Origin of the sequence: Arthrobacter sp. ISL-5 (assembly GCF_018613835.1) — a bacterium.
In the GTDB taxonomy this organism is placed as follows: Bacteria; Actinomycetota; Actinomycetes; order Actinomycetales; family Micrococcaceae; genus Arthrobacter.
The window spans coordinates 50,373-67,230 of record NZ_JAGGPM010000005.1; the positions used below are offsets into that span (position 1 = coordinate 50,373).

Sequence of the window (16,858 nt, forward strand, 5' to 3'; positions counted from 1 at the left end):
GCTAACCCTAGCCCAGCTTTGCTGCGACGAGCTCCGTGAGGTCCACCAGACGGTTGGAGTAGCCCCATTCGTTGTCATACCAGGAAACAACCTTGACCTGGTTGCCGATGACCTTGGTCAAACCGGAGTCAAAGATGGACGAAGCGGGGTCGCCGACGATGTCCGAGGAGACAATGGGTGCGTCCGTGTAGGACAGGATGCCCTGCAGCTCATCCGACTCGGAGGCCTTCTTCAGCGCGGCGTTGACCTCTTCGACCGTGGTCTCGCGGGAAACGGTGACGGTGAGGTCGGTGGCGGAGCCGGTGGGGACCGGTACGCGGATGGCGTAGCCGTCCAGCTTGCCCTTGAGTTCCGGGAGCACCAGGCCGATGGCCTTTGCCGCACCGGTGGAGGTGGGAACCATGTTGATGGCGGCGGCGCGGGCACGGCGGAGGTCGTTGTGCGGGCCGTCCTGCAGGTTCTGGTCCGCGGTGTAGGCGTGGACGGTGGTCATGAGGCCACGCTCGATGCCGAAGGCGTCGTTGAGGACCTTGGCCAGCGGGCCCAGGCAGTTGGTGGTGCAGGAAGCGTTCGAGATGATGTGGTGAGCCGCGGGGTCGTACAGTTCGTGGTTCACGCCCATCACGATGGTGATGTCCTCATCGGATGCCGGAGCGGAGATAAGAACCTTCTTGGCGCCCGCTTCGATGTGCTTCTTGGCAGCGGCGGCCTTGGTGAAGAAGCCGGTGGACTCGATGACGATGTCGACACCGAGCTCGCCCCAGGGCAGGTTGGCCGGATCACGCTCGGCCAGGACCTTGATGGCGTTGCCGTTTACAACCAGGTTGCCGTCCTTGACCTCAACGGTTTCGGTCAGGCGGCCGCCGACGGAGTCGTACTTCAGCAGGTGGGCCAGGGCCTCCGGGCTCGTGAGGTCGTTGACGGCAACGATCTCAAGGTCCGCACCCTGTGCAAGCGCTGCGCGGAAGTAGTTGCGGCCGATGCGGCCAAAGCCGTTAATACCAATACGGGTGGTCACTTTTTCAGTCTCCTTGGTGCTTGTGAAGCACAACTAGTTGAGCGGGCATTCAAGCCAACTAACAGATCCCGCACGCCATTGGGCAGAGATAATTACCAGATCGGAGGGCGACCAGCCACATTGCTGAAGGCTAACCGCCTTCCGTGATCCATCTTACGTTTAAGAAGGTCCGCCCCCGCAAGTGCGGGGGCGGACCGTCCACGATTCGGCCCTAAAGCAACCGAATGTGAAGTTTGTTACTGGTGCGTGTACGGCGGATCACACTGTTAGAGCGTGATCAGTCCGGTGGCGTTGGCGCGGGCCGCGGCAAAGCGCTGCGCGACATCAGCCCAGTTGACGATGTTCCAGAAGGCCTTGACGTAGTCAGCCTTGACGTTGACGTAGTCGAGGTAGAAGGCGTGCTCCCACATGTCGAGCATCAGCAGAGGGGTGGTGCCCAGTGCGACGTTGCCCTGCTGGTCATAGAGCTGTTCGATGACCAGGTTTCCGCCAATGGGTTCGTAGGCGAGGAAGCCCCAGCCGGAACCCTGCAGGCCGAGGGCGGCTGCGGAGAACTGGGCGCGGAACGCGTCAAAGGAGCCGAAGGCGTCGTCGATGGCTGCAGCCAGCTCACCTTCCGGCTTGTCCCCGCCGTCCGGCGAGAGGTTGTTCCAGAACACGGAGTGGTTGATGTGACCGCCGGTGTGGAAGGCCAGGTCCTTGGAAAGCCGGTTGATGTTGGCGAAATCACCCTTGTCGCGGGCGTCTGCGAGCTGGGCCAGGGCGTTGTTGGCGCCCGCCACGTAGGCAGCGTGGTGCTTGCTGTGGTGCAGCTCCATGATCCTCGCTGAGATGTGGGGCTCCAGCGCTGCGTAGTCGTAGCTGAGTTCGGGCAGAACGTACTCGGTCACAAAATCCTCCAATGTCGTGGACAGTTTGTCCGGTTCGGTAACTCTCGGATTGTGCATCCGGATGACGGGTCACCCGGAAGTCTGCGGTGGCGGGTCCCCTGCGGACCACCCTCCACGAGCCGTAACTCCCGGGCCGTCCAAGGTATTTCCGCCACCTGGTCTTGATTCTAGGGGCGCATTTACTCGTCCAGCATTTCCGGCGTCACATTGGCATCCGTGCCGGGAATGCCGAGGTCGGTGGCGCGTTTGTCCGCCATGGCCAGCAGGCGCCGGATGCGGCCGGCGATTGCGTCTTTGGTCATGGGCGGATCGGCGAGCCGGCCGAGCTCGTCGAGGCTTGCCTGTTTGTGGGCCACCCGGAGCTCCCCGGCGTACTTCAGGTGCTCCGGGACGTCGTCGCCGAGGATTTCCAGGGCCCGGTCCACACGGGCTCCTGCGGCGACGGCCGCCTGCGCCGAGCGGCGCAGGTTGGCGTCGTCGAAGTTCGCGAGCCGGTTGGCGGTGGCGCGGACTTCCTTCCGCATGCGGCGTTCTTCCCACACCATCAGGGCGTCGTGGGCGCCCATCCTGGTGAGCAGCGCCGCGATGGTGTCGCCGTCCCGGATCACCACGCGGTCCACTCCCCTGACCTCACGGGCCTTGGCCTGAATGCCAAGCCGCCTGGCGGCGCCGACGAGGGCCAGCGCCGACTCCGGTCCGGGACACGTGACCTCCATGGACGAGGACCGGCCGGGTTCCGTGAGCGATCCGTGCGCCAGGAAGGCGCCGCGCCACACGGCCTCGGCGTCGGCGGCAGAACCGTTGACCACCACCGAGGGAAGCCCGCGCACCGGGCGGCCGCGGGTGTCGAGGAGACCGGTCTGCCGCGCCAAGGCCTCGCCGTCCCGGACCACCCGCACCACGTAGCGGTTCCCGCGGCGAAGCCCGCTGCCGGACACGACGATGATTTCGCTCTGGTGTCCGTAGACTTCGGCGATGGCGGCCCGCAGCCGCCGTGCCGTGGAGGCCAGGTCCACTTCGGCCTCGATGACAATCCGCCCAGAAATGATGTGCAGCCCGCCGGCGAAGCGGAGCATGGCCGACACTTCAGCCTTCCGGACCGATGACTTCTTTATGTCCAGGCGGGACAGTTCTTCCTTGACTGATGCTGTCAGTGCCATGGCACCTTCCTAACTGTTCCCAAAAATATCCTGGTAAGCCGTAGCCAGCCGCAGGGGGTCGTGGACCGGACGCCGACCCGAAGCCCCTACTTTACCCAAGACAACCTCGGCTCCGATCATCCCTGCAGCCTTCTCAAATTCCCGCAGATCCGAGACCGAGGCGGGATCCGCCAGCACCACGTCCGCGCTGAACTCGGGCGCGTATTCGCGCAGGACGTGCAGGTGGTCGGCTGCGGACATCCCCGACGTTTCCTTGGTGTCCATGGCGAGGTTCATCGTGAGGCACCTCTTGGCCGGCGTGTCACACAGGGCCTGCCTCATCTCAGGCAGCAGCAGGTGCGGGAGGACAGAGGTGTACCAGGAGCCCGGTCCCAGCACCACCCAGTCGGCGAGTTCAATCGCGGTCAGCGCCTCAACGCACGCGGGCGCGTGGTCAGGGAGGAGCCTGACGCTTTCGAGCGAGCCGGCCACCGCGCACCGCGCCTGGCCCCTGATGGTGGTGAGCGTGCTGCTGCCGTCAGGGGCGGCAACCCGCACGTCACCCTCGATCGTCAGCGGCACCGTGGACATGGGCAGGACCTGGCCGCGGGCTCCCAGCAGGGCCCCGGCCCACTTCAGCCCGGCCACCGCATCACCCAGCAGCTCCCAGAGCGTGACGATCAGCAGGTTTCCCATGGCGTGGTCGTCCAGCGAGCCGCTGCCGCGCGGGGACTTGAACCGGTGCTGCATGACGTCGCGCCAGGTGCGGCCCCAGTCGGTGTCGTCGCACAGCGCGGAGAGCGCCATGCGGAGATCGCCGGGCGGCAGGACACCGTACTCCTGGCGGAGGCGGCCGGAGGATCCGCCGTCGTCCGCAACGGTGACAATCGCCGTTAGTTCGGAGGTCAGCAGCCGAAGCGCCGACAGCGACGCCGAGAGGCCGTGGCCTCCGCCGAGGGCCACCACGGAGGGACCCTTGGCCTGTTGGGAGCCGGCCAGGCCGGCCGGCGGAACCAGTGGCAGCGGGCCGGTTAGCACGCCCATTACTCGCGGCCCAGATCCCGGTGCGTGGTGGTCACCGTCACGCGCGGATACTGCGCAAGTTTCTTGGACAGCTCGACGGCGACCGCCACCGAACGGTGCTTTCCGCCGGTGCAGCCCACCGCGATGGTGGCGTAGTGCTTGTTCTCCCGCCGGTACCCGTCCAGGACCGGCTCCAGGGCAAGGACGTAGCGTTCGATGAAACTTGGCACCCCCTCGGCCTGGAGGACGTAGTCGCTCACGTCCTGGTCCATGCCGGTGTGCGGGCGCAGCTTGGGGACCCAGTGCGGGTTGGGGATGAACCGGACGTCCGCCACGTAGTTCGCATCCACGGGCAGGCCGTATTTGAAGCCGAAGCTCATGACGTTGAGCCGCAATGCCACCGGACCGGTTTCCGAGAAGAGTTCCGTGACCGCGGTGGCCAGCCCGTGCACGTTGAGCGTCGTCGTGTCCAGGACAAGGTCCGAGGAGTCCCGCAGTTCCTTCAGGAGTTCGCGTTCCGCGGCAATGCCGTCCAGGATCCGGCCGCCGCCCTGCAGCGGGTGCGGCCGCCTTCCCTGCTCGAAGCGGCGGACCAGGACGTCGTCGCTTGCATCGAGGAACAGCACGCGGAACGTGACGCCGCTCGCGGCGAGGGCACCGAGGGCGGCCCGGATGTCCGCGAACAGCGCCTTGCTCCGCACGTCCATGACGACGGCGAGCCTGGGGATGGACTGCGGGGCGTGGGACACCAGCTCTGCGAGCGTGCCCAGCATTTGCGGGGGCAGGTTCTCCACGACGTACCAGCCGTGGTCCTCGAGGGCATCGGAGGCGGTGCTGCGGCCGGCGCCGGACATTCCCGTCACCACGAGCATTTCCGCTTCGGCGGGCTTGACGGGCGTCAAGCCGTCTTCGTCCGCACCGGATCCCGCCGTCGACTCTGCCATTAAATCCTGCCCCATTCCTGCCGTTGCTTCTTGTGTGCTGCGTCCCGTGTACTGCGCACACATCGGCGCACGTCGGATTCCGTACTTACCCTAGCTAACATTCAGGACGCTAGCTAAGTTTCAAGCACTTCTCCGGTGGTCATGTTGATGGCCGGCAGAGCGTCGTCGGCCGCGCCGCCCGCCCCGCCCGCACTGAAATGGGTGACGATCGCCGCGGCCAGCGCCGGACCGACGCCCTTGGCCGACATGAGTTCCTCAGCGGTGGCGGCCTTGATTTTCCTGACTGAGCCGAACTGGGCCAGCAGCGCCTTGCGCTTGGACTCGCCGAGTCCCGGCACGCCGTCCAGGGCGGAAACAGTCATGGCCTTGCCGCGCTTCTGCCGGTGGAACGAGATGGCAAAGCGGTGGGCCTCGTCGCGGATGCGCTGCAGCATGTACAGGCCCTGTGAGGAGCGGGGCAGGATGACCGGGAAGTCGCTGTCAGGGAGCCACACTTCCTCAAGCCGCTTGGCCAGGCCCACGACATACACGTCATCGATGCCCAGCTCGGCCAGGGCACGGGCGGCGGCATTGACCTGCGGCTTGCCGCCGTCCACCACCACGAGGTTGGGCGGGTAGGCGAACTTTGCCCGCGGCGCGGGGGTGGTGGTGTCCGCAATACCGGCATCCGCAGAGCCGGCCGCAGAGCCGGCCGCAGAGCCGGCCGCGGAGCCGGCCGCTTGTGCCGCGGGGTCCGGCTCCGGGGGTGCCAGCTGGGAGGCTTCCACCTGCGCGGTTTTGTCCACCAGATAGTGGCGGAAGCGCCGGGTCAGGACGTCGTGCATGGCGGCGGTGTCATCGGTCGCCGCCGCTCCGGTGATGGAGAACTTCCGGTAGTCGGATTTCTTCGGCAGCCCGTCTTCCACCACCACCATCGACGCCACCACGTTGGTCCCCTGGACGTGGGAGACGTCATAGCATTCGATGCGCAGCAGCGGGACGGGCAGTTCCAGTGCTTCCTGAAGTTCCTGCAGGCCCTGGGACCTGACAGTGAGGTCGCCCGCGCGGCGTGTCTTGTGGAGCCGGAGGGCGTGTTCGGCATTCTCCCGGACCGTGGACATCAGGGCGGCTTTGTCGCCGCGCTGCGGAACCCGGATGTCGACCTTTGCCCCGCGGAGGCCACCCAGCCACACGGCCAGGTCCCCGGCATTGCTGGGCTCCACCGGCACGAGCACCTCCCGGGGAAGCCGTCCCTGGGTGTCGCCGTCTTCGCCGTAGACCTGCTGGAGCAGGTGCTCGACCAGGTCCGGGGTGGTGGCGTCCTCCACTTTTTCGACCACCCATCCGCGCTGGCCTTTGACGCGGCCGCCGCGGACATGGAAAACCTGGACCGCCGCTTCGAGCTCGTCCTCGTAGAGCGCGAAGACGTCGGCGTCCGTGTCCTCCGCCAGCACCACGGCGTTCCGCTCGAAGACCTTGCGCATGGCCGCAATGTCGTCGCGGAGCCTGGCGGCCCGTTCGTAGTCCAGTTCCGCTACTGCAGCCGCCATCTCCTTTTCCAGCCGGCTGATGAACCGCTTGGCCTCGCCGCCCATGAAGGCGCAGAAGTCCTCGGCCAAGGCACGGTGTTCCTCGGGGGTGACGCGCCCGACGCACGGGGCCGAGCACTTGTCGATGTAGCCCAACAGGCACGGCCGGCCGCTGGCCTGGGCGCGCTTCAGCACGCCGGCGCTGCAGCTGCGCACGGGAAATACGCGGAGCAGGGTGTCCATGGTTTCCCGGATGGCGCCCGCCGTGTAGGGGCCGAAGTAGCGCGTGCCCTTCTTCCGATCGCCCCGCATGACCTGCACCCGCGGCAGCTTCTCCCCCATGGTGACGGCCAGGTAGGGGTAGGTCTTGTCATCCCGGAAGACCACATTGAACCGCGGCTTGAATTCCTTGATCCAGGTGTATTCCAGCTGGAGGGATTCCAGCTCGCTGCCCACGACCGTCCACTCGACGCTGCTGGCCGCGTGGACCATCGCGTGGGTCTTGGGCAGCAGCCCCGCAGGGTTGGCGAAGTAGGAGTTCAGCCGCGAGCGGAGGTTCTTGGCCTTGCCGACGTAAATGACCCGCCCGTGGGGGTCCCTGAACCTGTAGACGCCCGGATTGGTCGGAATCTCACCCGTCTGGGGCCGGTAACTCATTGGATCTGCCACGGTTCCAGTCTACTGAGCCGGCGGCAGGCCGAACGCCATGCACGAGGCACATGCACGAGGCGCCGGCCAGCGCCCTACTCGACGGTTTTGCTCTGGTTGTAGCTGGTGGAGCGTTCCTGCCCGCTGAGCTCGGCAATGGCGTCCATGATGCGGTCGGTGACCTGGCGGCGCGCCGGGAGCGAGTGGTCCGGCCCGGTCTTGTCAAAGTAGAGCGGCTCGCCGACTTTCATGGTGAAGTGCTGCGGCTTGACCGCGTTGCGGCCCGCGGGCTGCAGTTTCTCGGTGCCGATCAGCCCGACCGGGATCACCGGCGCACCGGTGGTCAGTGCCAGCCAGCCGACGCCGGTCCGGCCCCGGTAGAGGATCCCGTCGCGGGAGCGGGTGCCCTCGGGGTAGATACCGATTCCCCTCCCGTCCTCCAGGATGTCCAGAAGGGTCTTCAGTGCCTGCACGCTGGCTGCCTGCTCGCCGCGCTCGACGGGAATCGATCCCACTGCTTCAAAGAAGGACTTCATGATGCGTCCCTTGACGCCCTTTGTGGTGAAGTATTCCGCCTTGGCGAAGAAGGCGACGGGGCGGGGCATGAGGGCCTGCACGATCACGCTGTCAAGAAAAGAGAGGTGGTTGGGGGCCACGATGAACGGACCCTCCTTGGGGACGTTCTCCAGTCCGATCACCGTCGGCCGGCACGTTCCCGAGATGAGGCCGCGCGTGGTCCAGCGGATTCCGTCAAACAGCTCCATCGTTGCGCACCTCGCTCAGTGCCGCGGCGCGGACAGCTTCCAGCTCCTCGATTTTGGTGCGCAGGGCCAGGGTGTCGGGGACCACTGCCACGGCCCCGGCTTCCTCGAGCTCGCCGTCGGGCGCAAAACCCCAGCTGACGCCGATGCAGTCAATACCGTTGGCGAAGGCGCCGGCAACGTCCTGGGCCCTGTCCCCCACCATGATGGCGTGCTGGGTGCGGAGGTCCGCCAATGCGGCGGCGATGATCCCGGTCTTTCCGACGGGCCCTGCGGCTGCTGCGGTCTCGTCCTCCGCGGAGCCCCTGATGAAGAGGAACCGGTCGGCAATCCTGTGGTGCTGAAGGACGAGGTTCGCCAAGGTTTCCGGTTTCTGCGTGGCCACCGCGACAGGGCGGCCGGAAGCGACATAGCCGTCGAGGAGCTCGACCATGCCGGGGTAAAGGCGGCTCTGCGCGATGCCGCTTTCCGCGTAGCGCAATCGGTAGCTGCGGATGACGTTCTTCAGCATGGCCGGCGGAACCCGTGCGATGGTCAGCAGCGAGTCACTCAGCTTTGGCCCGACCATGGCGTCCAGGAGATCCTGGCTGGGGACGGGAATACCGAATTCAGTGAGAGCCGCGGCAATTCCGTCTGTTATCCCGCCGGCCGGATCGACAAGAGTGCCGTCCAGGTCGAAGATCACGGGCACTGTTGTTGAAGTCACCGGCTTAGTTTCTCACGACAGCACGCCTGTACAAATTCACATGCCGTGCCGGGAATACTTCCGGCCCGCCGCGGGGCCTCCGCCGCCGCGCCGTGCGGCGGGCCGGACCCCGCTGCTCCTACCCCAGGATTTCGGCCAGGAACGAGGCTGTGTGGCTCTCCTTCGACTTGGCAAGCTGCTCCGGCGTGCCCGACGCCACGATACGCCCGCCGCCGGAACCGCCGTCAGGTCCCAGGTCCACGATCCAGTCCGCGCTCTTGATGACGTCCAGGTTGTGTTCGATGGTGATGACGGTGTTGCCCTTGTCCACAAGGCCCTGCAGCACCATCAGCAGCTTGCGGATGTCCTCGAAGTGCAGTCCTGTGGTTGGCTCGTCAAGGACGTATACGCTGCGCCCGTTCGAGCGCTTCTGGAGCTCGGCGGCAAGCTTGACGCGCTGTGCTTCGCCGCCGGACAACGTGGTGGCCGGCTGCCCCAGGCGGACGTACCCCAGGCCCACGTCCACCAGCGTGTTCAGGTGGCGGGCGATGGGCGAGAAGGCCGCGAAGAACTCTGCACCCTCTTCGATGGGCATGTTCAGCACGTCCGCGATGGTCTTGCCCTTGTAGTGAACCTCGAGTGTCTCGCGGTTGTACCGCGCCCCGTGGCACACCTCGCACGGAACATAGACATCGGGCAGGAAGTTCATCTCGATCTTCAGGGTGCCGTCACCGGAACAGGCCTCGCACCGACCGCCCTTGACATTGAAGGAGAAGCGGCCGGGCAGATAGCCGCGGACCTTGGCCTCTGTGGTCTCCGCGAACAGCTTGCGGATGTTGTCGAACACGCCGGTGTAGGTTGCCGGGTTGGAGCGCGGCGTGCGTCCGATCGGGCTCTGGTCCACGTGGACCACCTTGTCCAGGTGTTCCAGCCCCTGGACCGTGCGGTGCCGCCCGGCCACCTGCTTGGCTCCGTTGAGCTTGTTGGCCAGGACCTTGTAGAGGATCTCGTTGACCAGGGTTGATTTGCCGGAGCCGCTGACCCCCGTCACCGCCGTGAACAGCCCAAGGGGGAAGGCGGCGTCGACGTTGATGAGGTTGTTTTCGCGCGCCCCGACGACTTTCAGCTCACGTTTTTTGTCGTACTTGCGGCGCTTCTTGGGGATGTCGATCTTCTTGCGCCCCGAAAGGTAATCGCCCGTCAGCGATTCCGTGTTTTCGAGGAGGGCCTGGTAGGAACCGGAATGGACCACTTGCCCGCCGTGCTCCCCCGCGCCCGGCCCGATGTCCACGATCCAGTCCGCTTCGTGGATGGTGTCTTCGTCGTGCTCGACGACAATGAGCGTGTTCCCCATGTCCCTCAACCGGGTGAGCGTCTCGATGAGCCGGCGGTTGTCCCTTTGGTGCAGGCCGATGGAGGGCTCGTCGAGGACGTAGAGAACGCCCACGAGGCCGGAACCGATCTGGGTGGCGAGCCGGATGCGCTGCGCCTCACCGCCGGACAGGGTTGCGGACGGGCGTTCAAGGTTCAGGTATTCCAGGCCGACGTCCAACAGGAAGGTCAGGCGGGCCTGGATTTCCTTGAGGACCTGGTGGGCGATCTGCGCCTCGCGTCCGGTCAGCACGAGGTTGTTGAGGAACTCGGCGCACTCACGCATGGGCAGTGCCGCGACATCGGCGATCGACTTGCCGTTGATGAGGACCGACAGCGACGCCGGATTCAGGCGTGCGCCGTTGCAGGCGGGGCAGGGTACCTGCCGCATGTATTCCTCGTAGCGGTCGCGGGCCCAGTCGGAGTCCGTTTCGCCGTGCTTGCGGTGCACATACTGAATGGCGCCCTCGAAGCCGGTGCTGTACTTGCGCTCCCGGCCAAACCTGTTGCGGTACTGGACCACAACCTTGTGGTCCTTTCCGTGGAGCACGGTCTGGCGGACGTCGACCGGCAGTTTTTCCCACGGGGTGTCCATGGAGAAGCCGAGTTCCTTGGCCAGTCCGTCGAGCAGGCGGTTCCAGTACTCGGTTGTGGCTGTGCCGAGCGACCACGGCGCTATGGCGCCTTCAGCCAGCGAGAGCTCGGGGTTGGGAATGATGAGTTCCTCGTCAACCTCAAGCTTGGTGCCAATGCCGCTGCAGGCAGAGCAGGCGCCGAAGGGGTTGTTGAACGAAAAGGACCTCGGTTCGATTTCATCGATGGCCAGGGGATGTTCGTTGGGGCAGGCAAGATTCTCGGAGAACGCACGCAGGCGGCCCGGATCATCGGCGTCCAGGTCAACGAAGTCGGCCAGCACGCGCCCCTCGGCAAGACCGAGGGCCGTTTCGATGGAGTCCGTCAGGCGCTGGCTGATGCCCTCCTTGACCACCAGCCGGTCCACCACCACCTCGATGGTGTGCTTGAACTGCTTCCCGAGCTTGGGGGGATCGCTGAGCTGGATGAGCTCGCCGTCCACCCGGGCGCGTGAGTAGCCCTTCGCGGTCAGTTCCTTGAAGAGGTCCACGAATTCACCCTTGCGGCCCCGCACCACGGGCGCGAGGATCTGGAAGCGTGTGCCGTCCTCCAGTTCCAGGAGCTGGTCCACAATCTGCTGCGGCGTCTGCTTGATGACCGGCTCGCCGCAGACAGGGCAGTGCGGACGGCCCACCCGTGCCCACAGGAGGCGCATGTAGTCGTAGATTTCGGTGATGGTGCCGACCGTTGAGCGCGGGTTCTTGCTCGTGGACTTCTGGTCGATGGAGACCGCGGGCGAAAGGCCTTCGATGAAGTCGACGTCGGGCTTGTCCACCTGCCCCAGGAACTGCCGGGCGTAGGCCGAGAGGGATTCGACATAGCGGCGCTGGCCCTCGGCGAAGATGGTGTCAAAAGCGAGGGACGACTTGCCCGAACCGGACAGCCCGGTGAAGACGATCATGGCGTCGCGTGGAAGATCGAGGTCGACGTTGCGCAGGTTGTGTTCGCGTGCGCCCTTGACGACCAGGCGGGAGAGATCCGGGCGCGCCGGTTTGGGGTGGTTCAGCGGCACGACGGCGGAGTGGGCATCAACGGCTGTTTCTTCAGCTACGGCTTTAGGCACGGACTAATGCTAATCGAAAACTTCTTCGAATATCCATGCGGACCCCCGCTAGCCCGCATCGTAGGCCGCCGCCAGCAGGTGGACGGCCTCGGCGAACGTGGCGCCCTGGGATTTGGCTGCGGCGGCATAGTCCGCGGCAGCCTCGGACAACACGCCCCACCGTTCGTCGCGGGCGCACACCACGGTGCCGTTCCTGCCCTTGGTGGCCACGACGCCGGCAGCCTCAAGCTCTTTGTACGCCCTGGCGACCGTGTGCGGGGCAACGCCGAGGACCCCGGCGAGGTTCCTGACGGCGGGCAGCCGGGTTCCCGGGGCAATCTTTCCCTGATCGGCCTGTTCGATGATGTGGAGCCGCAGCTGCTCGTAGAGCGCCACGGAGCTGGCGTGGTTGGGCTTCCACTGCCCCGGGAAGGCTTCACCGGTGCTCACAGGCCGGGCTCCTGCACGCCGTGGTGGCCCGAGCCCGGTTCCCGGTCCATGTCCATGCCACGGAACTGGGCGTTGTAGAGGCGCCGGTAGTGTCCGTCAACGGACAGCAGGCTGCGGTGGGTTCCCTGTTCAACGATGCGTCCGTGGTCCATGACCAAGATTAGATCAGCGTCGCGCACTGTGGACAAACGGTGGGCGATAACGAAGCTGGTCCTCCCCTGCCTGAGCCTGCTCATCGCCAGCCTGATCTGTACTTCCGTCCGGGTGTCCACCGAGCTCGTGGCTTCGTCCAGGATCAGCACGCTGCGGCCCGCGAGCTGCGCGCGGGCGATGGTGATGAGCTGCCGCTGCCCCTGGCTCAGGGAGTCGCCGTCGTTTCCCAGCACGGTGGAATAGCCGCCCGGCAGGGAACGGACAAAGTGGTCCACGTGGCTTGCCTCTGCCGCGGCCACGATTTCGGCGTCACTGGCCCCCGGCGCGCCGTACTCGATGTTCTCGTTGATGGTGCCGCTGAACAGCCAGACATCCTGCAGCACCACGCCGAAGTTTGAACGCAGCGAATCCAGCGGCACGGAGGCGATATCCGTGCCGTCAATGGTGATGCGGCCCGAATCCAGCTCATAGAAGCGCATGAGCAGATTGACCACTGTGGTCTTGCCCGCGCCCGTGTGCCCCACGATGGCCACGGTGTCGCCCGGGCGGACGGAAAAGGACAGCCCGCTGACCGCCTCGACCTCCGGGGTGTAGCCAAACGTCACGTCCTCGAACTCGATCCGGCCGCGGAGGCCTGGCTGCCGGACCTGCGCCGGATCCTCGCGCGGGATCTCGGCCGCATCGAGGAGGGAAAAAACCCGTTCCGCCGACGCCGCGCACGACTGCATCAGCGTGAGCATCCCGCCGATCTGGCCCATGGGCTGCGTGAACAGCCTGCTGAACTGGATGAACGCCTGGATGCCGCCAATGGTCATGGCCCCGGCCGCTACCTGGAGCGCCCCCACCACGGCCACCGCCACGTAGTTGAGGTTTGCCACGAACACCATGAGCGGCTGCACGGCCCCGGAGACATACTGGGCGCGTGCGCTGGTGCGGGCCAGCCGGTCGTTGCTGCGCCCGAAAATCGCCGCCGCGGCCTCCTGCTGCCCAAAGGCCCTGATCACTTCATGGCCGGTGACGAATTCCTCGATGTGCGCGTTCAGGTCACCGGTGGACGCCCACTGGGCCGCGAAATAGACCTGCGACTGACGGGCTATCCAGACCGTGATGAGGGTGGACACCGGAACAGACAGGAGGGCGATGGCAGCGAGCAGCGGGGAGATCCAGAGCATCATGGCCAGCGAGCCGCACAGCATCAGCACGGACATGATGAGCTGTGTCAGCAGCTGGTTGAGGGCCTGGGAGATGTTGTCGACGTCGTTGGTGGCCCGGCTGAGCACGTCCCCCCTGGTCTGCTCCTGGAAATGCGCCGACGGCAGCCGGTGGAGTTTCTCCTCGACGGCGGAGCGGAGCCCGAACACCAGCCGCTGCACCGCGCTGGCGGTCAGGGCCCCCTGGACCCAGTTGAAGAGTGACGTGCCGAGGTACATGAGCGCCACCACCAGGAGCAGCCCCGCCAGCCGGCCCTCGTCGAATGTACCGCCCACCAAGGGCTCGACGACGACGTCTGTGGCGTCGCCCAGGAGTTTGGGCGCCGCCACGTTCAGCGCCGCGAATCCGCAGGTGGAGGCCACTGCGATGAACATCCGGCCCCGGACCGGGCGCAGGAGTCCGATCAGTCGCGCGGCCGCCGGAAGGAATGTGCCCGTTTTTCTCTCAGCGAGGTGCGCGCCCCTCATGGCTGCTCGTCCAGGGCGAGCTGCAACTTGGCAATCTCGCGGTAGGCCGGCGAAGTGCTGAGCAGCTCCGGGTGAGTGCCTTGGGCCACCAGCCGGCCGTCGTTCAGGACAAGGATCTGGCCGGCGTGCATGATGGTGGGGATCCGTTCGGCGATGATGATCACAGTGGCAGACTCCAGGGCCGGCACCAGGGCGTGCCGGACGGCGGCTTCGGTGGCGTAGTCCAACGCCGAGAAGCTGTCATCGAACAGGAAGAGGTCCGCCTTCCGCAACGCCGCGCGGGCGATGCACAGCCGCTGCCGCTGGCCGCCCGAAAGTCCCGCCCCGCCCTGAACGACGGGGGCATACAGCCCGCCCGGAAGGCTGCTGACAAAGTCGTCCGCCTGCGCCATCCGCAGAACCTGCCACAGGTCGTGGTCAGTGGCGTCGGGTGCCGCCATCCTGAGGTTCCCGGCAACGGTGCCCGAGAAAAGGTAGGAGTGCTGCGGCACCACGGCCATCCTGGCCCGCAGGTGGTCGGCGGACAGGTCCCGGACGTCCCGTCCGCCAAACCGCACCTCTCCCGCCGTGGCGTCCAGGAACCTGGGCAGGAGGTTCAGCAGTGTGGTCTTGCCGCTGCCGGTCGAACCGATGATGGCCGTGGTGGTGCCGGGGCGGGCCGTGAAGGAGATATCGGCCAGCACGGGCGATTCCGCCCCCGGATACGCGAAGGAGACCCGCCGGAACTCCACGGTTCCGCTGGGCACGGTGTCACCGGCATCTCCGCCGGAGCCGCTCCCGGTGCCGGCGGCCCCCTGCGCCGGAGACAGCGGGGACGGAGACAGCGGGGACGCCGCCCCGGCGGCGGAGGAATGCCGCCCCGAGCCGGAATGCCCGCGGACGGAAGGCGCCCGAACGACGTCGAGCACCTCTTGGATGCGTTCGGCGCAGACGGCCGCGCGGGGTGCGGTCATGAACACGTACATCGCCATCATGATGGCGAGCAGGATCTGCAGGATGTAGGCGATGAAGGCGGTGAGGGCGCCCACCTGCATCTGCCCGCCTTGAATGAGGTGTCCGCCGAACCAGACCACGGCCACCGAGGAGAGGTTCACCACAATCATGATGATGGGAAGCATGCCGGCCACCAGGAGCGCCGACTGGAGATTGTTGCCCGTCAGCTTTCGGTTCGCCTCGGCGAACCGGGTTGCCTCGTGCTTCTGCCGGACGAACGCCCGGATGACATTGGCCCCGATAATCTGTTCGCGCAGAATCCGCGTAATGCCGTCGATGAGGGCCTGCCCTTGCCGGTACAGCGGAATGAGGCGGCGGACTATGGCGTACATGATGAGCACCAGCAGCGGAACAATGGCAATGACGATGCCGGACAGGGTGGCATCCTGCTGGATTGCCAGAATGATCCCGCCGATACCCATGACGGGGGCCGCGGCCAGCATGGTGAAGACCAGCACCGCGAACGTCTGGATTTGCTGGACGTCATTCGTGGCCCGGGTCACGAGGCTCGGGGCGCCGAAGGAGCCGACCTCCTGGGACGACATGGCCTGGACCCTGTCGAACAGCTCCCGCCTCAGCCGGTGCCCGATCCTCATGGCCACCACGGCGCCAAGGTACCCGGCGCCGAGGGCGGCGCCGGCCTGCACAGCGGTCAGGGCCATCATCCAGCCGCCGAGGCGGACGATCACGTCGGTCTGGCGTGCGAGGATGCCGATGTCGATGATGCTGGCGTTCAGCGTGGGGAGCAGCAGGTTCCCTGCCGTCTGCACCACCTGCAGCCCGATGATGGTCCAGACTGCGGCCCGGTGCTCTCCGAGGAGTCGGATCATCAGGCCAAAAAGCACCGCGCCTCCTCCATAGCTAGGGCCGACCAGGAGCATTCTTGCCGACCCCATAGCCGCTTCGCCATTGTAAGCCACATCACATCGATCCGGATGTGGTGCTGAAGGCGTGGCGCGAGCCCCCGCGGCGCGGGCCCGGCCAGGCGGGCCCGGCTGCAGGTGCGGCTGCAGGCCCGGCTACAGCTTGCGCGCCACGGCGAAAATCCGGCGGAACGGGTAGACGGTCCCGTATTCGGACGCCGGGTAGGCCTCGGCGAGGCGGACTGCGTATTCGGCTTCAAAGGCCGCCGCGTCTTCCGGCGAAAGAGCAGCCAGCACCGGCCGGAGGCCGGCGCCCCGCACCCATTCCAGGACGGCGTTCTCACCGGGAAGTACCTGCTGGTAGGTGGTCTCCCAGGCGTCGGCCGCGCATCCGGCGTCGAGCATGATCTCAAGGTAGCGGGCAGGGCTGGCCACGGCGTCGTCGTGGCGGAGGACGCCGCCGAGCTTCGCAGCCCAGGCGCCCGACTCCGCGACCTCCCGCATCAGGGTGTGGGACGCGGAGGTGAAATTGCCCGGCACCTGGAGGGCGAACCACGCCCCCGGCGTCAGCTCCTTCAGCCAGCGGGAGAGCATTTCCTGGTGCCCCGGGACCCACTGCAGCGCGGCGTTGCTGACTACGACGTCGGTCTCCGGGGACGGCGCCCACGACGCGATGTCGCCGAGGCGGAATTCCAGTCGGGGTGCCTCCTGCGCCAACGCTTCGGCTTCGGCGAGCATGTCGGCGGAGGAATCCAGGCCGATGACGCGGGCGCCCGGCCATCGCGCGGCCAGCGTGGCCGTCAGGTTGCCGGGGCCGCATCCCAGGTCAACGATCTCCCGCGGTGCCGTTGCCTCGATGCGGCCGGTCAGGTCGAAGAACGGGCGCTGCCTGTAGTCACCAAAGTGGATGTATTTGGCGGGATCCCACTGCACAAGGCCTCCGGTTGATCGTGAAGGTTTGACCTGGCGCGGCGCGTGTGGTGGCGCCTGCGCCAAAGGTTCGGATATCGCGAGCCTAGTGCGGGACCGGGCGGAACGCACGCCGTGAAGGCACTGGC

At 66.4% G+C, this 16,858-nt stretch carries 13 protein-coding genes; all 13 read right to left on the bottom strand.

All coding sequences use genetic code 11. The annotated features are described in order from the left end of the window. Positions 1 to 7: 7 nt before the first annotated feature. The gene (gene gap / locus J7I89_RS02695) at positions 8 to 1,018 is read right to left on the bottom strand and encodes a type I glyceraldehyde-3-phosphate dehydrogenase (protein WP_214967054.1); all 1,011 of its coding nucleotides are present in this window, start codon (positions 1,016 to 1,018) and stop codon (positions 8 to 10) included. A gap of 266 nt (positions 1,019 to 1,284) precedes the next feature. Next, complete coding sequence (locus J7I89_RS02700; RefSeq protein ID WP_214967056.1) at positions 1,285 to 1,908, bottom strand: superoxide dismutase; 624 nt, start codon at positions 1,906 to 1,908, stop codon at positions 1,285 to 1,287. A 179-nt stretch (positions 1,909 to 2,087) separates the two neighbouring features. After that, positions 2,088 to 3,068, bottom strand: coding sequence for a DNA-binding protein WhiA (gene whiA, locus J7I89_RS02705; RefSeq protein ID WP_056627051.1), 981 nt, complete (start codon positions 3,066 to 3,068; stop codon positions 2,088 to 2,090). 9 nt (positions 3,069 to 3,077) lie between these two features. Further along, on the bottom strand, positions 3,078 to 4,091 hold the full coding sequence (yvcK, locus tag J7I89_RS02710; protein ID WP_214967058.1) for a uridine diphosphate-N-acetylglucosamine-binding protein YvcK: 1,014 nt from the start codon (positions 4,089 to 4,091) through the stop codon (positions 3,078 to 3,080). Then, positions 4,091 to 5,014, bottom strand: coding sequence for an RNase adapter RapZ (gene rapZ, locus J7I89_RS02715; RefSeq protein ID WP_214967060.1), 924 nt, complete (start codon positions 5,012 to 5,014; stop codon positions 4,091 to 4,093). Before rapZ ends, yvcK begins: the two co-directional genes overlap by 1 nt. A gap of 113 nt (positions 5,015 to 5,127) precedes the next feature. Further along, positions 5,128 to 7,191, bottom strand: coding sequence for an excinuclease ABC subunit UvrC (gene uvrC / locus J7I89_RS02720; protein ID WP_214967062.1), 2,064 nt, complete (start codon positions 7,189 to 7,191; stop codon positions 5,128 to 5,130). Positions 7,192 to 7,265: 74 nt separating this feature from the next. Beyond that, a complete protein-coding gene (locus J7I89_RS02725) occupies positions 7,266 to 7,934 on the bottom strand; it encodes a 1-acyl-sn-glycerol-3-phosphate acyltransferase (RefSeq protein ID WP_214967064.1) in 669 nt (222 codons plus the stop codon). Continuing rightward, positions 7,921 to 8,637: an HAD hydrolase-like protein gene (locus J7I89_RS02730; RefSeq protein WP_214967066.1), complete on the bottom strand. Its 717-nt coding sequence runs from the start codon at positions 8,635 to 8,637 to the stop codon at positions 7,921 to 7,923. Before J7I89_RS02730 ends, J7I89_RS02725 begins: the two co-directional genes overlap by 14 nt. Before the next feature lie 118 nt (positions 8,638 to 8,755). Next, positions 8,756 to 11,683 (bottom strand): excinuclease ABC subunit UvrA, encoded by a 2,928-nt coding sequence (gene uvrA / locus J7I89_RS02735; RefSeq protein WP_214967068.1) that lies wholly within the window; start codon positions 11,681 to 11,683, stop codon positions 8,756 to 8,758. 48 nt (positions 11,684 to 11,731) lie between these two features. Continuing rightward, on the bottom strand, positions 11,732 to 12,112 hold the full coding sequence (locus tag J7I89_RS02740; protein WP_214967070.1) for a GntR family transcriptional regulator: 381 nt from the start codon (positions 12,110 to 12,112) through the stop codon (positions 11,732 to 11,734). Further along, positions 12,109 to 13,944 (bottom strand): ABC transporter ATP-binding protein, encoded by a 1,836-nt coding sequence (locus J7I89_RS02745; protein ID WP_214967072.1) that lies wholly within the window; start codon positions 13,942 to 13,944, stop codon positions 12,109 to 12,111. Before J7I89_RS02745 ends, J7I89_RS02740 begins: the two co-directional genes overlap by 4 nt. Further along, a complete protein-coding gene (locus J7I89_RS02750) occupies positions 13,941 to 15,782 on the bottom strand; it encodes an ABC transporter ATP-binding protein (RefSeq protein ID WP_214967074.1) in 1,842 nt (613 codons plus the stop codon). Before J7I89_RS02750 ends, J7I89_RS02745 begins: the two co-directional genes overlap by 4 nt. A gap of 174 nt (positions 15,783 to 15,956) precedes the next feature. Next, entirely contained in the window at positions 15,957 to 16,733 is a 777-nt protein-coding gene (locus J7I89_RS02755) for a trans-aconitate 2-methyltransferase (protein ID WP_214967076.1), read from the bottom strand. Positions 16,734 to 16,858: the final 125 nt, after the last annotated feature.